A 17,288-nucleotide genomic window follows, 5' to 3' on the forward strand; every position below is an offset into this window, starting at 1 on the left:
TGACGGCACCGCCCGGCCGTCAGCCCTGCGGCCGCTCCCCTTCCGGCACCCGCCGCAGATGGATCAGGGCGCTCGACCAGTCGCCGCCCGGCAACTCCGGGTCCAGGCCGTACTCCGTGAGGACCGTGGAGTGGTGCACGGCGCCCGTCTCCGTGTCCCGGTAGCGCAGGCCCGGCGGCAGTCCGCGCAGCCGGAGCGGCACCCGCGGGGTGCCGTGTCTGGGGCTGCCGCGGAAGGCGAGCACCACCGCCTCGTCGCCGTCCGCCGCCACGTACTGGACGGCCGACGGGCCGTCGCCGTACGGGACGCCGATCCGGTACTGGTCCCCGTGCTGCACCAGGTGCCGGATCTCCTTGTACCGGGCCACCAGCGCGGCGCCCTCGGTGAGCTCCGCCCCGCTCCAGCGGGTGAGGTCGCCGCCGACGCCGAGGAGCCCGGCCATCGCCACATGGAAGCGGAAACGCAGCGGCACGCTCAGCCCGGTGAGCTGGTTGGGCACGTCGGTCACCCAGGCGGACATCACCCGCGCCGGATAGACCTGGCTGAACCCCCGCTGGATCGCCAGCCGGTCCACGGCGTCGGTGTTGTCGGACGTCCACGCCTGGTCGGTACGGGCGAGGATGCCCAGGTCGACCCGGCCGCCGCCCCCGCTGCACGTCTCGATCCGCAGGTCCGGGTGCGCCTGTCGCAGCCGGTCCAGCACGCCGTAGAGGTTCCGCACGTACCGGGTCCACAGGCGGTCGTTGCCGTCGTCGGGGCCGGACCAGCCGGACTCGCCGAACGCGCGGTTCATGTCCCACTTGAGGAAGTCGACGCGGTGCTCGGCGACCAGCCGGGTGAGCCAGTCGAAGGCCCAGTCGGCCACGTCCCGCCGGGCGAAGTTCAGCACCAGCTGGTTGCGCATCTCGGTGCGCGGGCGGCCCGGCAGGTGCAGCACCCAGTCGGGGTGCGCCCGGTACAGGTCGCTGTCCGGGTTGACCATCTCCGGCTCCACCCAGACACCGAACCGCATGCCCAGCCGGTGCACGGCGTCGGACAGCGGCCCGAGGCCCTCGGGGAACCGGTCCGGCGCCGGGGTCCAGTCGCCCAGGCCCGCCCGGTCGCTGCGGCGGGCGCCGAACCAGCCGTCGTCCACCACGTACAGCTCGACGCCCAGCCGGGCGGCCCGCTCGGCCAGTGCCAGCTGGCTCGCCTCGTCGACGTCGAAGCCGGTGGCCTCCCAGGAGTTGTAGAGCACCGGTGCCGTCTCCCCGGCGTGCCGCAGCACATGGCCGCGGACGTAACGGTGCCAGGTCCGGCTCGCCGCGCCGAAACCGCCGTCGGTGAACAGACCCGCCAGCACCGGCGTGCGGAACTCCTCGCCCGGGCCGAGCGGCACGCACGTCCCCTCGTGGCCCACGCCCCCGGTCAGACCCGCCCGGCCGTCCGGCGTCCGCTGCACGGTCATCCGCCAACTGCCGCTCCACGCCAGGGCGGTGCTCCAGACCCGGCCGCTCTCCTCGGTGGCGGTGCCGTCGTCGAGCATGGTCCAGGGGTTGGCGTGGTGGCCGGTGACACCGCGCCGGCTGGTCAGCACCGTCTCCCCGTGGGGCAGGGGCTCGCGGCGCAGCTGGGTCTCCGCCGACCACTGCCCGGTGACATGGCTCAGCCGGTAGTCGGGCAGGGGCGGCAGCGTCCACGCCGCGGAGTCGGCGCGCAGTAGTTCCACGCTCCGGTCCCCGTCGTTGCGCAGCACGGTCCAGCGCTCGATCACGTCGGTGTCGGCGCGGACCCGGTAGTGCAGGGCGACCGACAGGGGGAACACCCGGTCGCGGAACTCCAGGACCAGCTCGGCGCAGCCGGGGGCGGGCTCCTCCACCCGGTGCCCGGTGGCCTGCCACTCGAAGGCACGTGAGCCGTCGGCGTGCCGCACCTGGAGCGAGGGCGGTCCGTAGCGGGTGCCGCCGTCCACCGGCAGCTCCTCGCCCACGGCCGGCCGGCCCTCGAAGCTGCTCGCCGGTTCCCTGGCGGGCACCGCGAGTGCGTCCGCCTCCTCGGGGCGAGTCGTGGTCCCACGCCACGTGCCAGGGCGCACCGGTCTCGTCGATCCGCAGGGCGTACGACGTGTGCGGGGTGGTCAGCAGCCAGACCCCGATGTCGGGGGAGCGGGTGATGAGCGGCATGGGGCCTCACGATCGGCGTCGGGGGTTGCATCGCAAACCCAAGCGCGGCCTTCGATCATGTGTCAAGGGCGGACCCTCCCTTGTGTTTTCAAGGCGACAGCGCGCGCTCTTTTGCCTTCGAAAGAAAGAAGGCTGATTTCATTGACAGCAGAAATTAAGGCCCGTAGGTTCCCGGCCATGCAGCCGACCTTCCCCGCCGAGACGTTCCCGGCGCACACCCCGGCGGCCTCCCAGGTCTTCACCACCGTCCTGGCGCACGGCCCCCTGACCCGGCTCGACGTGGCCCGGCGGGCCGGCCTGTCCCCGGCCGCGGTCACCAAGGCGGTACGGCCCCTGATCGAGGCGGGCTATCTGGTGGAGGACGCGGACGCGGAGGCCCGCCCGGCCCTCGGCCGCCCGGCCAACCGGGTCCGGGTCGACGGCGGACGGGCCCTGTTCACCGGGCTGAAAGTGACCGGCGACGAGATCATCGGTGTGCTCACCGACCTGTGCTGCCGCATCCTCGTCGCCCGGCGCGTCCCTCTGACCGGCCGCGCCCCTCGGGACGTCCTGGCGGTCGCGGTGGACCTGGCCAACGAGCTGCGCACCGAGGCCGACGGGTTCGGCGTACCGGTCCTCGGCCTCGGCATCGCCCTCGCCGGGGACGTGGACCGCGCCGAGGGCACGGTGCGCTACTCGCCCTTCCTGGACTGGCACTGCGTACCGCTCGCCGGGCCGGCCGGGGCGGCGAGCGGGCTCCCGGTCACCGTCGACAACGACGTGCGCGCCCTGACGGTGGCCGAGCAGTGGTTCGGCGACGGCGTGGGCCTCTCCGACTTCGCCGTCGTCACCGTGGGCGCCGGCATCGGCTGCGGCCTCGTCGTGCACGGCCGGGTCGTCTCCGGTGCGCACGGCGTCGCCGGAGAGATCGGCCATGTCCCCGTCGACCCCGACGGCCCGCCCTGCCACTGCGGCAACCGCGGATGCCTGGAGGCCGTCGCGGCCGACGCGGCGATCCTCGCCCGGGTCCGCGAGGTCACCGGGTCCGACGTCGCCGGCACCGCGGAGGCCGTCGCCCTGGCACACCGGGGCGACGAGGGCGCCCGCGCCGTCTACGCGCGGGCCGGGGAGGCCATCGGCCGCGGGATCGCCACCGTGGCCAACCTGCTCGGCCCCCAGCGCGTCATCATCTCCGGCGAGGGACTGGCCGCGTACGACCTGTACGCCCGGCAGATCCGCGACGGCTTCGCCGCCGCCGCCTTCGGTTCCGCCGCCCGCTGCGAGGTCCGCACCCGCCCGCTGCCGTTCGAGGAGTGGGCCCGCGGGGCCGCCGCCACGGCCATCCAGTCCTTCGTCGGCCGCTGACCTCCCGGCCCGCCAAGTACCGGGAGGTGAACGGCGGATGAAGGCATCCGGCAGGCCGTGCCGGGCCGGGCGCCCGGCGCTACCCTCGTCACGGGTAACGAGGACACCGGATCGCGCACGCCGACTCGCGAGGATCTCCCCGTCGACGAGAAGGGTGCCGTCGAGTTCTGGGAGGCGAAACTGCTCACCACGACGCTCACCCCCCGAAGACTCCGCCCGGCGGGGATCCGCCTGCGCGGACTGTCCGTCCTGGTCCTGCTCGCCGCGCTCCTGGGCCCCGTCCCCGTCCCCTCGGAGGCCCGCGCGGCGGAACCCCGGCACGACGTGGTCACCTGGACCGCGAGCGCCTTCCGGCTGGGCACGGGCGTGCCCGACCGCGCCTACCGGCTCGTGGTGCACACCAGCGTGGGCGGGGACCGGGCACGGTTACGGCTGACCAACGCCTTCGGTGACCGGCCGCTGACCTTCGACAGCGTGTACGCCGGCGTCCGGCGGCAGGGCGCCGAGCTGGTCCCCGGCAGCAACCGCCGGCTCACCTTCGACGGCCGGCCCACCGTGACCGTCCCGCCCGGTGAGGTGGTCCTGAGCGACCCGCTGCCCGGCCGGGTCCGGGCCCGCACCGACCTGGTCGTCAGCCTGCACAGCCCCGACGCGGCGGGCTCCGCCACCGGACACCGCCTCGCCATGCAGACCTCGTACGTCACCCAGGGCGATCACACCGCCGACGAGAGCGCCGACGCGTGGACGACGACGACCACCTCGTGGTTCTACCTGGACGCGGTCACCGTCCGCACCTTCGCCCGCACCGGCGCGGTGGTCGCGCTGGGCGACTCCATCACGGACGGCTGGGAGTCCACCACGGACCTCAACCGCCGCTGGCCCGACCAGCTCGCCGATCGCCTCCAGCGGTCGCCGCGCACCACGGTCCGGGGCGTGGCCAACGCCGGCATCTCCGCCAACAAGGTGCTCGCCGACGGCGGCGCGCCGAGCGCCCTGAACCGCCTCGACCGCGACGTCCTCTCCCACCGCGGCGTGCGCACGGTGCTGGTGTTCGAGGGGGTGAACGACATCAAGGCCCCCACGGGCGTCACGGCCGCGGACCTGATCGACGGCTACCGGGAGATCGTCGACCGCGTCCACGCGGCCGGCCACTGCGTCGTGGGCGCCACGATCGCCCCCTACAAGGGCTGGCCGGAGTGGAACGCGAAGGCCGAGGCGGTGCGCCAGGACGTCAACGCGTTCATCCGCACCGGCGGAGCGTTCGACGCCGTGGCCGACTTCGACCACGCGGTGCGCGACCCCGACGACCCCGAGCGCATCCGGCCCGCCTACGACAACGGCGACCACCTGCACTTCACCGACCAGGGCATGCGGGCGATGGCCGACGCCGTCGATCCCGAGGACCTGGAATGCGCCCGGCACGGACGCCCGTGACGCCGCGCGATCCCCGGCGGGCGGACGGTGCGCCCCGGTGTCCGGCGCGGGAGGCGCGGCCGGAACAATGCAGGTCCCGGCGCGGTTCTCACTGAGGACCGTCGCAGCACACCTGGGAGAAGGGCGACACACGATGACAAGGACCGAGGAGAGGGCGCTGCTCGCGGGCGGCTGCTTCTGGGGCATGCAGGAGCTGATCCGCACGCTGCCGGGCGTGCTGAGCACCCGGGTGGGGTACAGCGGCGGCGACGTGCCCAACGCGACCTACCGCGACCACGGCACCCACGCGGAGTCGATCGAGATCACCTACGACCCCGCCGAGACCGACTACCGGGCGATCCTGGAGTACTTCTTCCAGATCCACGACCCGACCACGAAGAACCGGCAGGGCAACGACATCGGCATGAGCTACCGCTCAGCGATCTTCTACTTCGACGACGAGCAGAAGCGCGTCGCCGAGGACACGATCGCCGACGTCGAGGCGTCCGGACTGTGGCCGGGCAAGGTGGTGACGGAGGTCGTCCCGGCCGGTCCCTTCTGGGAGGCCGAGCCGGAGCACCAGGACTACCTCCAGCGCTACCCGGAGGGCTACACCTGCCACTTCCCGCGCCCCAACTGGCGCCTGCCGAAGCGCGCGGCGTCCTGACCTGACAGGCGTCCGCGGCAGCGGAACAGAACACGGGGGCGCGCCCGCCCGACGGGTGCGCCCCCGTCGTCATGCCCGGACGGCCCCCGTCACGGGCCCGACACCACGCGCTCCCACGGGCCCGTCACGCGCTCGGTCAGCTCCTGGAGGTGCAGCCACCGGGCAGGTGCAGCGGGCCGCCCCGGCGGGGTCAGCCGAACTGGCCGGGCTGGTAGTCGCCTGCGGGCTGCTGGTTGATGACGTTGATGCGGTTGTAGGCGTTGATGATCGCGATCAGGGAGATCAGCGCGGCGAGCTGTTCCTCGTCGTAGTGCTTGGCGGCGTCGGCCCAGACCTCGTCGCTCACTCCGCCGGCGGCGTCGGCGATGCGGGTGCCCTCCTCGGCGAGTGCGAGGGCGGCGCGCTCGGCGTCGGTGAAGACCGTGGCCTCGCGCCAGGCGGCGACCAGGTTGAGGCGCTGCTGGGTCTCGCCCGCGGCGGTGGCGTCCTTGGTGTGCATGTCGGTGCAGAAGCCGCAGCCGTTGATCTGGCTGGCGCGGATCTTCACCAGCTCCTGGGTCGCGTGCGGCAGACCGGAGTCCGTCACCGCCTTCCCCGCCGAGTTGATGTGCCGCAGCACCTTGCCGGCGAGGGGGTTGGCGAAGAAGTCGATGCGCGCGTTCATGTGCTCTCCTCGGGTCCGTCGTTGCTTCCGCCGTCGCGGTGTCGTAGCACTGACGGACGGGCCGCGCGGAGTGTGACAGCCCAGCTGATGTGACCTACGTCTCATCCTGTCGTGCCCGCGTGCGGCACCCCGCCCAGCGGGCACGAAGCGGCCGATAACCTTGCCGCGTGGACGGGGAGCGGAGCGCCGGGTGAGTGAGCGTCGGGAACGCGACTGGACGGACATGACGCCGGGGGACTTCGACCGTGAGGCCCCGCTGTGCCTCCACGTGCGCACCGGCCCGGCCGTCGTCCCCGCCGAGCCGGACGAGTACGGGACCGAGCCGCTGTTCGGCGACGAGATCCCCGAGCGCCGCCCGGCCCCGCGCCGCACCCCGCGCCGGACCGCCCCCGACGGGCAGCAGGGGCAGTTGTTCTGAGTCCGGCGCGGAGCGGGCCCCCTGTCAGGGGAACTGGACGACCTTGGACGGGATGGTGTCCGTCCCCGAGGTGGGGCCGCCGGTGTCGTTGACGACGTGGCGGTACTGTCCCTTGCCGCCGAGCGAGATCACCTGCAGGTGCCGCATCCTGATGCCGGGCTTCACCGGCACCTGGAAGCCGTGGTGCTGCACGATGGTGTCGTCGGCCGTGTAGTTGCAGTAGCTGCCGAGCGCCCACGCCTCGTGCCGCTCCACCGAGTCCGCGACCTTGTAGGCCGCGTAGCCGACGATGCCGTCATGGGTGATGGCGGCCTCGTTCGGGGCGTCGTACGCCTTCTCGTTCTGGAAGAAGATCGTGCGGCCACGCTCGCCGCTCCAGACGACGTCGTACTTGTTGAAGTGCTCGACGAACAGGCCCGTGGCGAGCACGTCGTCGCCGTTCACCCGCAGCCCGTAGTCGGCGCGGTTGGTCTCCCAGCCGACGCCTTCGCCGTGGTCGGCGCGCCAGATCCAGGTGTGGTCGATCAGGACGTCGTCGCTGTTGACCACCACGGAGTCGGTGGCCAGACCGGGGCCCGCGCCGCCGATGCGGATGAACACGTCCTGCATGGTGGTCGGGTCGGCGGAGTGGTCGGCGGACGAGCCGGGCGGTCCGATCCGCAGCAGGGTGTCCGACCTGACCGGACCGGCGTCGATCAGGAAACCGGCGAGCCGCACCCCGTCGACGTCCGCCACGTGCACGGCGTCGACGCCGTTCTGCGGGACGAGCGTCGCGAGGCCCAGTCCGAGCACCACCGTGCCGGGGCGGTCGACCCGGATCGTCTCGTCGATCGGGTAGACCCCGGGCGTGAACAGCAGGTTGAGGCCCTGGTCGAGCGCCGCGTTGATCGTCGCGGCCGTCGCGCCCGGCTTGACCACGTAGAACCGGTCGAGCGGCAGCGAGGTGCCGCCGGTGTTGGCCGGCCAGGAGACCCCCCGCGCGTTCGTGCGCTTGGCGGGCACGAACACCTTGTACGCGTCGCCGTCCAGGTACAGGAACGGCTTCTCGCGCGAGACCGGTGTGGTGTCCAGCGTCGTGTAAGGGCCGCTCGGGAAGTCGGTGGCCGGTGCGCCCTCGACCCCCGTGAACGTCATGTTCCACACGCCGTTGGTCCAGCCCCCGACGGAGCTGTCCCGGGTGTACCACTGCTGTTGGGAGTACGGTCCCACGGTGCCGTCGATCCGCGAGTCGGCGATGTAGCCGCCGGAGGCCCAGCCGTAGCCGTTGGGGGCCAGGTTGAGGCCGCCCTTGACGTGGATCCGGCGGAACGGCGCGGCCTGCGCCACCGCCCAGCGGTCGGTGCCGTTGACCGGGGAGAGGGCGAGGTTCTCCGCCGAACGCCAGAAGTTCTGCGTGGCATTGCCGTTGAACCAGCCGGCGTCGACGGTGATGTCCCCGTTGATCTGCACGTCGTCGGGGTTGAGGCCGAGGCCCGACACCGAGGTGTAGAAGCCGAGTTGCGCGTTCAGGCCGTTGTACGTGCCGGGCTTCAGCAGGAACTGGTAGCGCCCGGTGCCGAACTGGCTCTCCTCCTGCCGTGCGAAGACCTCGTCGAACTTCTGCTGGAGGCCGGGCGTGGAGGGGTCGGCCACGATGACGTTCGGCCCCAGGTCGCCGCCGCCCTGGACGGGACCCGTGACGTCCGTGGTGGTGTGCACCGCGACCTCCCACAGGGAGTAGCCGTAGCCGGTGCCGCGGGCCGTGCCGAGGACGCGGACGTACCGGCCCTCGCCGCTCACCTCGTACGACGCCCGGCCGCCGGTCGCGCCGGTCACCGACCTGAGCGTGGTCCAGTTCCGTCCGTCGGGGGACGCCTCGATCCGGAAGTCCTTGCCGTAGGCGGCCTCCCAGTGGAGGTCCACCCCGCACAGCTCGCGCACCGAGCCGAGGTCGACCTGGAGCCACTGCGGGTCGGACCACTGGCTCGACCAGCGGGTGCCGGGGTCGCCGTCGAAGGCGGCGGAGGCCGGGGTGCCCGCGTGCTCGGTGGAGGACGCCGTCGCGGGGCCGCCCCGGGCGGCGTCGGCCGTGCCGCAGCCGGCGGCCGCACGGGTCTGGGGGAGTGGCGCGCCGGCCGCGGCGGCCGGGGACTGCGCGGAGGGCAGGGTGACGAGCGCGGCCAGGGCGAGAAGCGCCGCGCCCAGGCTTCCGCGTCTGAGGAGGCCGGGGTGCTCCGTGTGTCTCATGCGTCAGCTTTCTGGCGTGGGGATGGGTGGGGGTGCGGGGCTCGTTCCGGAAAAGGGCGTGCGGGGAGGGAACTGGATGGCCCCACGGCTTAGTTCAGATGTTGATTTAAGTGGTGAGGGTTGTCGCGGGCAAGCCCTCGGACACGAATTGGCGCACGGGAGGAACGGGGGGCGGGACCGGATGTGACGGCGGGGCGGCACATGGATGTGCCTTGGATCCGATGTGAGGGGTACGCGGCGGTAGCGGTCGGATCATCGGGAGGCACAGTGCGCGGAGTCCCGTACGGGTTGGCCCGGGGTGCGGGGGCCCGGGGTCACTCCGTCGGAGGGCGTCTCCTGCGCGGGGCGGCCGGTCATGAGACGTTGGCGGGGCCGGACGCCCCTTGTGCGTCGTATGTCCCCGGGATCACCCGCAGTCGGCAATCGAAGTGCGGCCACGCCGTCGTGGCCGGTCCGAAGCGGAGGAGAGTTCACACATGAGCGAGGCCAACCCCGTGCGGCGGGTAGCCAAGAAGGTCACCGAAACCCTGCAGGGCGGCGGTTCGGCCCCGGCCGACGGCATCCCCGGCCGGCCCGCGCCCGAGCCGCCGGCCGTGGAGGAGCCGACGGAGCCGCGTGAGCCGCTGCCGCCCAAGCCGGACCAGAGCGCCCCGGCCACCGTCTCGCCCACCGGCCAGCCCACCGGGGCCGACCAGGCGCGCATGGCCCAGTCCGGCAGCCACCTGACGAACGCCCAGGGCACCCGGCTGTACGACACCGACCACTCGCTCAAGGCGGGCCCGCGCGGCCCGGTCCTGCTCCAGGACCACCACCTGCGCGAGAAGATCATGCACTTCGACCACGAGCGCATCCCGGAGCGCGTGGTCCACGCCCGCGGCGCCGGCGCGCACGGCGTCTTCCAGAGCTACGGCACGGCGTCCGCCGTGACCAAGGCCGGGTTCCTCGCCCCGGACGTCGAGACGCCGGTCTTCGTGCGCTTCTCCACGGTGGTCGGCTCCCGCGGCTCCGCGGACACCGTGCGCGACACCCGCGGCTTCGCGACGAAGTTCTACACCAGCGAGGGCGTCTTCGACCTGGTCGGCAACAACATCCCGGTCTTCTTCATCCAGGACGCCATCAAGTTCCCCGACGTCGTGCACGCCGCCAAGCCGCACCCCGACCGGGAGATCCCACAGGCCCAGAGCGCCCACGACACCTTCTGGGACTTCGTCTCGCTGCACACCGAGGCCACCCACCACACCCTCTTCTTCATGGGCGACCGGGGCATCCCGCGCTCGTACCGGATGATGGAGGGCTTCGGCGTCCACACCTTCCGCCTGGTCAACGCCGAGGGCGGGACCACGCTGGTGAAGTTCCACTGGAAGCCCAAGCTGGGCGTGCACTCCCTGGTGTGGGACGAGGCGCAGCTCATCAACGGCAACGACCCCGACTTCCACCGCCGGGACCTCGCCGACGCCATCGAGGCGGGCGCCTACCCGCAGTGGGAACTGGGCATCCAGACCTTCCCCGACACCCCCGACCAGACCTTCGAGGGCATCGACCTGCTGGACCCGACGAACATCGTGCCGGAGGAGCTCGCCCCGGTGCAGCCGATCGGGCTGATGACGCTCAACCGCAACCCGTCCAACTTCTTCGCCGAGACGGAGCAGGTGGCCTTCCACGTCGGTCACCTCGTGCCCGGCATCGACGTCACCGACGACCCGCTGCTCGCGGGCCGGCTGTTCTCCTACCTCGACACCCAGATCACTCGCCTCGGCGGCCCCAACTTCCCGCAGCTGCCCATCAACCGGCCGCACGCGCCCGTCAACGACATGCTCCGTGACGGCATGCACCAGACGGCCGTGCACCGGGGCGTCGCGCCCTACAAGCCCAACTCCCTCGACGGCGGCTGCCCGTTCACCGCGGGCGCGGACATGAGCGCCTACATCGAGACGCCGGTGACCGTCCCCGAGGGGCGGAAGGTGCGCGAGGCGCCGGAGTCGTTCGCCGACCACTTCAGCCAGCCCCGCCGGTTCTGGCTCAGCATGAGCCCGGTCGAGCGCGAGCACATCATCGGCGCGTACACCTTCGAGCTGGGCAAGTGCTACGAGGAGGCGATCCGCGAGCGGACCCTCCAGGTCCTCGCCAACATCGACCCCGAGCTGTGCTCCCGGGTCGCCGAGGGACTCGGCATGACCGCGCCGGAGCCGACGGTGCCGCTCGCCGACGTCGAGCCGAGCCCGGCGCTGTCGCAGATCGGCGGGACCTGGCCGGTGGACGGCCGCGTCGTCGGCATCCTCGCCGGTCCGGACGGCGACCTGGACGGGGTGCACGCGGTGCGTGACGCCGTCCTCGAGGCGGGCATGGTCCCGCTGGTCGTCGCGCCCACGGGGGGCACGCTCGGAACGGGCGCGCAGGCGCTGACGGCGCAGCGCAGCCACGTCACCGCGCGGTCGATCGAGTTCGACGCCGTGCTGCTCGCCGGGCCGCCGGCCGCGGGGCCGGACGCGCCCGGCGCGACGGACGGCAAGGGGGCTCCCGGCGCTCCGCCGGTGGCGCCCGACCCGCGGGTCACCCAGCTCCTCCAGGAGGCGTTCCGGCACGGCAAGGCGATCGGGGCGTGGGCGGGCGGCGAGGCCGCGCTCGCGTCGGCGGGGGTGCCGGTCGACGCGCCGGGTGTCGTTGTCGCCGACTCCGGTCCTGCGGTGCTGGACCGCGTGCGCGAGCTGCTGGCCTCCCACCGGGTGTGGGAACGCTTCACCGCCGGCGCGTAGTACGCGTGCTTACGGCCCCGCGGCCGGCGGCCGCGTCGGCGGCCGCGGGGCCGCACGGGCCGTTCGCGCAGTTCCCCGCGCCCCTGAAGCTGGGACGGTCGCCGACACGGCGCAGACGGCGCCCCCGAAGGGCGCGGGGAACTGAGCGCTCAGCCCTCACCGGGCCCGCACTAAGGCGGCGGGGACGGGTGGCACTTGAGGGGCGCGGGAACTGCGCGCTCAGCCCTGACCGGGACCGCACCCGCCGACGTGCCGTCGGTCCCCGGACGCGGAGGCGGGTGGGGCCGGGCGGCACGCACCGTGACTGCCACCCCTCAGGGCGCGGGGAACTGCGCGCTCAGCCCTGACCGGGCCCGCACCCGCCGAGGCGACACGGGCTCCGGCGGACACAGCCGTACAGTGGAACTCACGGCTGTGTCCGCCAGCCCCCACCCGGAAGCCGACCGCCCATGCGCCACCACCCCCCCCCACCCCCACGGCTCGCAAGAGCCCCTCTTCGGCATCGACGAGATGCCCCAGGCGCCCACGACGCACCCGGCCCCTCGCCGACGGCATCCCCTTCCGGGACTCCCCGCAGGCCCGCCGCCTGCTGGCGGTCAAGGAGATCCACGCCGAACCGGCCGCGGCCGCCTCCCCCGAGGCCGCCAGATCCTCGCCCGCTTCCCCGAGGCGCGCCTCGTCGAGGTGGCCTCCCACTGGCGCATCCCCGAGCTGCACGGCAACGAGGGCAGCGCCGACCGCTGGATGCGCATCAAGCGCGAAACCCTCGTCCTGGGGGTGAGGAAAAAGCTCACCACCCGCCCCAACGGCCGCTCCGCCGACTGGATCGCCCCCGGCCCCTCCAACGGCTGCGCCCTGTCCTGCGTGTACTGCTACGTGCCCCGCCGCAAGGGCTTCGCCAACCCGATCACCCTGTTCACCAACATCGACGCGATCGTCGCCCACCTCGGCCGTCACGTCGCCGCGCGGGGCCCGAAGACGGAGCCGAACCAGTGCGACCCGAGGCGTGGGTGTACGACATCGGGGAGAACGGCGACTGCTCGGTCGACGCACTGATCTGCGACAACACCGCCGACCTGATCCGTGCCTTCCGTGACTGGCCCACCGCCAAGGCGTCCTTCGCCACCAAGTTCGTCAACCCCGACCTGCTGGAGCTCGACCCGCGCGGCCGTACCCGCGTCCGGTTCTCGGTGATGCCCGCCGACGACTCCCGCCTGCTGGACCTGCGCACCAGCCCGGTGGACCGGCGGATCGCCGCCGCCGCGGACTTCCTCGACGCGGGCTACGAGGTGCACTTCAACCTCTCGCCCGTCGTCGTCCGCCCCGGCTGGCAGGACGCCTGGGACGAACTGCTGCGGCACATGGACGACGTCCTGCCGGAGCGGGTCAAACGGCAGGCGCTGGCCGAGGTCATCATGCTCACCCACAACGCGGACCTGCACGAGGTGAACCTCCGCTGGCACCCGCGCGGCGAGGACGTGCTGTGGCAGCCGGCCGCGCAGGAGACCAAGCGGTCGCAGAACGGCGCCCTCAACCTCCGCTACCACACGGGGGTCAAACGCCAGGCGCTCGCGGAGCTGCGCGACATCATCGCCCGCCGTACGCCGTGGCTGGGTGTCCGGTACGCCTTCTGAGGCGGTGACAGCCTCCCCGGGCTTTCCCAGGTCACCCCGTGACAACCGGCACTAAGGTTAGGCTAACCTGGCCTCGTGATTCCTGGTGAAGAGGTGCTTCCCGGCCGGCACGGGCATGAACTGTCGGCCACCGGCGTGACCGTGGCGTACGACGGCACGGACGTCGTGCACGACGCGGAGCTGACCCTGCGGCCCGGCGAGGTGACCGTCCTCGTCGGCCCCAACGGCAGCGGCAAGTCGACCCTGCTGCGCACCGTCGCCCGCCTGCAGCGGCCCCGGCGGGCCACCCTCACGATCGACACCGGCACCGACGCGCTGGCCCTCGGCCCCCGGGAGTTCGCCCGGCGCGTCGCCCTGCTGCTGCAGGGCCGGCCCACCCCGACCGGCCTGAGCGTGCGCGACGTCGTGGAGTTCGGCCGCTACCCGCACCGGGGCCGCTGGGGCGGCACCGACCCGGGCGGCCGGGCCGCCGTCGACCGCGCCCTCGCCCTCACCGGCGTCACCGAACTCGCCGACCGCGGCGCCGAACATCTCTCCGGCGGACAGCTCCAGCGCGTCTGGCTGGCCGGCTGCCTCGCGCAGGAGACCGGCGTGCTGCTCCTCGACGAGCCCACCACCTACCTCGACCTGCGCTACCAGGTCGAACTCCTCGACCTGGTGCGCGAGCTGGCGGACGACCAGGGCATCGCCGTCGGCGTCGTGCTGCACGACCTCGACCAGGCGGCAGCCGTCGCCGACCGCGTCGTGCTCCTGGCGGCCGGACGCGTCGTCGCCGAGGGCGCACCCGAGGACGTCCTCACCCCCGAGCGGCTGACCGAGGTCTACGGCATCCGCATCGAGGTGGACACCGACCCCCTCACCGGCCGGCTGCGCACCCGCGCCATCGGCCGTCACCACACCCGAAGCGAAAGGCTCAGCACCACCTCATGAGACGCCTCCTGCGCACCGCGCCCCTGGCCGCCGCCGCGGCCCTGCTGCTCGCCGCCTGCGGCACCACCGAGCCGGCGGCCGACGAGAAGCCCAAGGCGTCGGCCGAGCCCATCACCCTCACCGACGCGTCCGGCGCGAAGGTGGAACTCGACGGCCCCGCCAAGAAGGTCGTCGGCACCGAGTGGAACGTCGTCGAGCACCTCATATCGCTCGGCGTCGAGCCGGTCGGCGTGGCCGACGTCAAGGGCTACAAGACGTGGGACAGCGCTGTGCCGCTGACCAACGACGCCAAGGACATCGGCACCCGCGGCGAGCCCAGCGTGGACACCATCGCCGCGCTCGACCCCGACCTGATCGTCGCCACCACGGACCTCCAGCCGAACGCGGTCAAGCAGCTGCGGAAGATCGCCCCGGTCCTCCAGGTGAAGTCCGCGGACGCCTCCGACCCGGTCGGGCGCATGCTGGAGAACGTCGACCTCATCGCGAAGGCCACCGGCACCACCGAGCAGGCGGCCACCCTGGAGAAGAACTTCGACGCGAAGCTCGCCGAGGGCGCCAAGGCCCTTGACGCGGCCGGCCTGAAGGGCGCCCGGATCGCCTTCGCCGACGGCTACGTCGCCTCCAACCAGGTCTCCGTGCGCCCCTACACCTCCGGCTCCCTCATCGGCGGCGTCAACGAGCGGCTCGGCCTGAAGAACGCCTGGAAGGTCGAGGGCGACCCGGCCTACGGCCTGGGCTCGACCGACGTCGAGGGCCTGAGCGGCCTGGGCGAGGCGAAGTTCGTCTACATCGGCAACAAGCAGGACGCGAGCAGTGACCCGTTCGGCAAGGAGCTCGCGAAGAACTCCGTGTGGACGTCGCTGCCGTTCGTGAAGTCCGGTGACGTGCACCGCCTGGACGACGGCATCTGGATGTTCGGCGGCACCGGCTCCATGGAGCGTTACGTCGACTCCCTCGTCGCGGCCCTGACGAAGTAGCGCGATGGCCGTCACCGCCACCCCTCCCACCGTCCGCCCGGAGACGGTCCCGTCCCGGGCGGGCGCGGCCGCGGTGACGACCGCGCTCGTGCTCCTGGTCGCCGCCCTCGCCGTCGTCGACATCACCCAGGGCACGGCCGCGGTCGGCCCGGCCGAGGTGCTCAAGGCCCTCACGGGGCGGGCCGACCCGGCCGACGCGTCCGTCGTCATCGCCTCGCGACTGCCCCGGGCCGCCGCCGGGCTGCTCGTGGGCGCGGCCCTCGGCATCGCGGGCCTCGCCCTCCAGGCCGTCAGCCGCAACGTCCTGGCCTCCCCGGACACCCTCGCGGTCAACGCCGGTTCCTACTTCGCGCTCGGCATCGCCGCCGTCACCGGCCTGTCGCTGCCGCTGCTTGCCTCGTCCGGCATCGCCTTCGCGGGCGGTCTCGCCGCGGCGGCCGTCGTCCTCGGCCTGTCGGGGCTCGGCGCCGGCACCGTACGGCTGGTGCTGGCCGGTACCGCGCTCGCGCTCGGACTCACCGCCGTCACCGAGGGGCTGCTCCTGCTGTTCCCGCGGCAGACCGAGGGCCTCTACCAGTGGAACCAGGGCAACATCGGCCAGAACGGCTTCGACGGCGTGCTGCAGATGCTGCCCGTCGTCGTGGCCGGACTCGCCGGACTGCTCCTCGTCGCCCGCCGGGTCGACGCCCTCGCGCTCGGCGACGACACCGCGCGCGGACTGGGCGTACCCGTACGGGCCACCCGCGTCACGGCCGTCGTGCTGGCCACGCTGCTGTCCGCCGCGGCCGTCACCCTCGCCGGCCCGATCGGCTTCGTCGGCCTGTGCGCCCCGGCGCTCGCCCGCCCCCTCGCCTGCCGGTCCAGGGGTCTGCGGCGGCTGCGCGCGGGCGCGCCCGTCGCCGGTCTCGTCGGCGCCGCGCTGGTGCTCGGGGCGGACGTGCTGCTGCGCGCGCTGGTCGACGCGGACACGGCCGTGGCGGTGCCCACCGGCGTGGTCACCAGCTTCGTGGGCGCCACGTTCCTGGTGGTGATGGCGGCCCGGCTGCGCGACACCGGGGGCGCCACCGCCCCCGACAAGCTGCGCATCCGCAGCCGTAGGGTCTTCCTGACCACGCTGGCGGTGCTGGTGCTCGCCCTGGCCGGCGTCACCGTGGCGGGCCTGCTGCTCGGCGACAGCAAGCTGCTGCTGGGCGACGTGGTCAACTGGGCGCAGGGCAGGGCGGGCAGGACCGTCTCGTTCGTGCTCGACACCCGCACGCCCCGGGTGTTCGCCGCGCTCCTCGCGGGCGCCGCGCTCGCGCTGGCCGGCACCCTGGTCCAGGCCGTCACCCGCAACCCGCTGGCGGAACCGTCCGTCCTCGGCGTCTCCGGCGGCGGTGCGCTCGGCGCCGTGATCCTCGTGACCACCGTCCCGACGGCCGGGGGGTGGGGCGTCGCCGGGGCGGCCTTCGCCGGGTCCGCGCTCACCGCGGTCCTGGTGTTCGGGCTCGCGGCGCGCGGCGGGTTCCAGCAGAACCGGCTGGTCCTCGTCGGCATCGGCGTGGCGTCGGGGACGACCGCGGTGATCAGCCTGCTGATCGTGCTCACCGACCCGTTCAACGCCACCAAGGCGCTCACCTGGCTGTCGGGCTCCACGTACGGCCGGACCCTGCCGGACGTGGTGCCGCTCGCCCTGGTCCTCGTCGCCGGTGTCGCGGTGGCCGCCGTCCGGCACCGCGAACTCGACCTGGTCTCGCTGGACGAGGACACCCCCCGGCTGCTCGGTCTCGACCTGTCCCGGGGCCGGCTCGGCTTCCTCGTGCTGAGCGTGCTGCTCACCGCGACCGCCGTGGCCGCCGCGGGCACCATCGGCTTCGTCGGCCTGGTGGCACCGCACGCCGCCCGGACCCTGGTCGGCCGGCGGCACACCCGGGTGCTCCCGGTCGCCGTGCTGCTGGGCGCCGTACTGGTGTGCACGGCGGACCTGCTGGGCCGTACGGTCATCGCCCCGGCGCAGTTGGGTGCCGGTCTGATGACGGCCGTGATCGGCACGCCGTACTTCCTCCATGTGCTGGTGCGCAGCCGCCGGTAGGCGGTGCGGGACGTCACCGCGGGCCCCGT

The 17,288-nt window shown here is 73.3% G+C and carries 10 protein-coding genes and 2 pseudogenes; 9 read left to right on the top strand and 3 right to left on the bottom strand.

Features of this window, described 5'->3' with window-relative positions:
* Positions 1 to 19 precede the first annotated feature (19 nt).
* Positions 20 to 2,162 (bottom strand): annotated as a pseudogene (locus F3L20_RS17320) (alpha-galactosidase).
* A 177-nt stretch (positions 2,163 to 2,339) separates the two neighbouring features.
* Between F3L20_RS17320 and F3L20_RS17325 the strand changes: the two are divergent.
* The 3 genes from F3L20_RS17325 to msrA all read left to right on the top strand — a co-directional run bounded on the left by F3L20_RS17325 (position 2,340) and on the right by msrA (position 5,586).
* Positions 2,340 to 3,506, top strand: coding sequence for an ROK family transcriptional regulator (locus F3L20_RS17325; protein ID WP_150155150.1), 1,167 nt, complete (start codon positions 2,340 to 2,342; stop codon positions 3,504 to 3,506).
* A 270-nt stretch (positions 3,507 to 3,776) separates the two neighbouring features.
* Positions 3,777 to 4,940 carry an SGNH/GDSL hydrolase family protein gene (locus F3L20_RS17330; protein WP_240810945.1) on the top strand — a complete coding sequence of 388 codons (1,164 nt, stop codon included), beginning with the start codon at positions 3,777 to 3,779 and terminating at the stop codon, positions 4,938 to 4,940.
* Between the two features lie 133 nt (positions 4,941 to 5,073).
* Positions 5,074 to 5,586: a peptide-methionine (S)-S-oxide reductase MsrA gene (gene msrA, locus F3L20_RS17335; protein WP_024888315.1), complete on the top strand. Its 513-nt coding sequence runs from the start codon at positions 5,074 to 5,076 to the stop codon at positions 5,584 to 5,586.
* Positions 5,587 to 5,776: 190 nt separating this feature from the next.
* Here msrA and F3L20_RS17340 read toward each other — a convergent pair whose 3' ends face one another.
* A complete protein-coding gene (locus tag F3L20_RS17340) occupies positions 5,777 to 6,250 on the bottom strand; it encodes a carboxymuconolactone decarboxylase family protein (RefSeq protein WP_150155151.1) in 474 nt (157 codons plus the stop codon).
* Positions 6,251 to 6,440: 190 nt separating this feature from the next.
* On the opposite strand from F3L20_RS17340, the gene F3L20_RS17345 reads away from it, so the two are divergent.
* Positions 6,441 to 6,668 carry a hypothetical protein gene (locus tag F3L20_RS17345; RefSeq protein WP_145824542.1) on the top strand — a complete coding sequence of 76 codons (228 nt, stop codon included), beginning with the start codon at positions 6,441 to 6,443 and terminating at the stop codon, positions 6,666 to 6,668.
* Between the two features lie 24 nt (positions 6,669 to 6,692).
* Here F3L20_RS17345 and F3L20_RS17350 read toward each other — a convergent pair whose 3' ends face one another.
* Positions 6,693 to 8,894: a discoidin domain-containing protein gene (locus tag F3L20_RS17350; RefSeq protein ID WP_150155152.1), complete on the bottom strand. Its 2,202-nt coding sequence runs from the start codon at positions 8,892 to 8,894 to the stop codon at positions 6,693 to 6,695.
* A gap of 476 nt (positions 8,895 to 9,370) precedes the next feature.
* On the opposite strand from F3L20_RS17350, the gene F3L20_RS17355 reads away from it, so the two are divergent.
* The 5 genes and pseudogenes from F3L20_RS17355 (at position 9,371) to F3L20_RS17375 (ending at position 17,259) form a co-directional block, all read left to right on the top strand.
* Entirely contained in the window at positions 9,371 to 11,647 is a 2,277-nt protein-coding gene (locus F3L20_RS17355; RefSeq protein WP_150155153.1) for a catalase, read from the top strand.
* Between the two features lie 510 nt (positions 11,648 to 12,157).
* Positions 12,158 to 13,281: pseudogene (locus tag F3L20_RS17360) on the top strand (spore photoproduct lyase family protein).
* Between the two features lie 75 nt (positions 13,282 to 13,356).
* Positions 13,357 to 14,211: an ABC transporter ATP-binding protein gene (locus tag F3L20_RS17365; RefSeq protein WP_150155154.1), complete on the top strand. Its 855-nt coding sequence runs from the start codon at positions 13,357 to 13,359 to the stop codon at positions 14,209 to 14,211.
* A complete protein-coding gene (locus F3L20_RS17370) occupies positions 14,208 to 15,188 on the top strand; it encodes an iron-siderophore ABC transporter substrate-binding protein (RefSeq protein WP_150155155.1) in 981 nt (326 codons plus the stop codon). Before F3L20_RS17365 ends, F3L20_RS17370 begins: the two co-directional genes overlap by 4 nt.
* Before the next feature lie 4 nt (positions 15,189 to 15,192).
* Complete coding sequence (locus F3L20_RS17375; protein WP_150155156.1) at positions 15,193 to 17,259, top strand: iron ABC transporter permease; 2,067 nt, start codon at positions 15,193 to 15,195, stop codon at positions 17,257 to 17,259.
* Positions 17,260 to 17,288: the final 29 nt, after the last annotated feature.

The organism is Streptomyces tendae (assembly GCF_008632955.1).
Lineage (GTDB): Bacteria > Actinomycetota > Actinomycetes > Streptomycetales > Streptomycetaceae > Streptomyces.

Excerpts from the sequence above, each read along its gene's own strand:
- F3L20_RS17325 (WP_150155150.1), top strand. The coding sequence starts at position 2,340 with ATGCAGCCGACCTTCCCCGCCGAGACGTTCCCGGCGCACACCCCGGCG.
- msrA (WP_024888315.1), top strand. The coding sequence starts at position 5,074 with ATGACAAGGACCGAGGAGAGGGCGCTGCTCGCGGGCGGCTGCTTCTGG.
- F3L20_RS17340 (WP_150155151.1), bottom strand. The coding sequence starts at position 6,250 with ATGAACGCGCGCATCGACTTCTTCGCCAACCCCCTCGCCGGCAAGGTG.
- F3L20_RS17350 (WP_150155152.1), bottom strand. The coding sequence starts at position 8,894 with ATGAGACACACGGAGCACCCCGGCCTCCTCAGACGCGGAAGCCTGGGC.
- F3L20_RS17355 (WP_150155153.1), top strand. The coding sequence starts at position 9,371 with ATGAGCGAGGCCAACCCCGTGCGGCGGGTAGCCAAGAAGGTCACCGAA.
- F3L20_RS17370 (WP_150155155.1), top strand. The coding sequence starts at position 14,208 with ATGAGACGCCTCCTGCGCACCGCGCCCCTGGCCGCCGCCGCGGCCCTG.
- F3L20_RS17375 (WP_150155156.1), top strand. The coding sequence starts at position 15,193 with ATGGCCGTCACCGCCACCCCTCCCACCGTCCGCCCGGAGACGGTCCCG.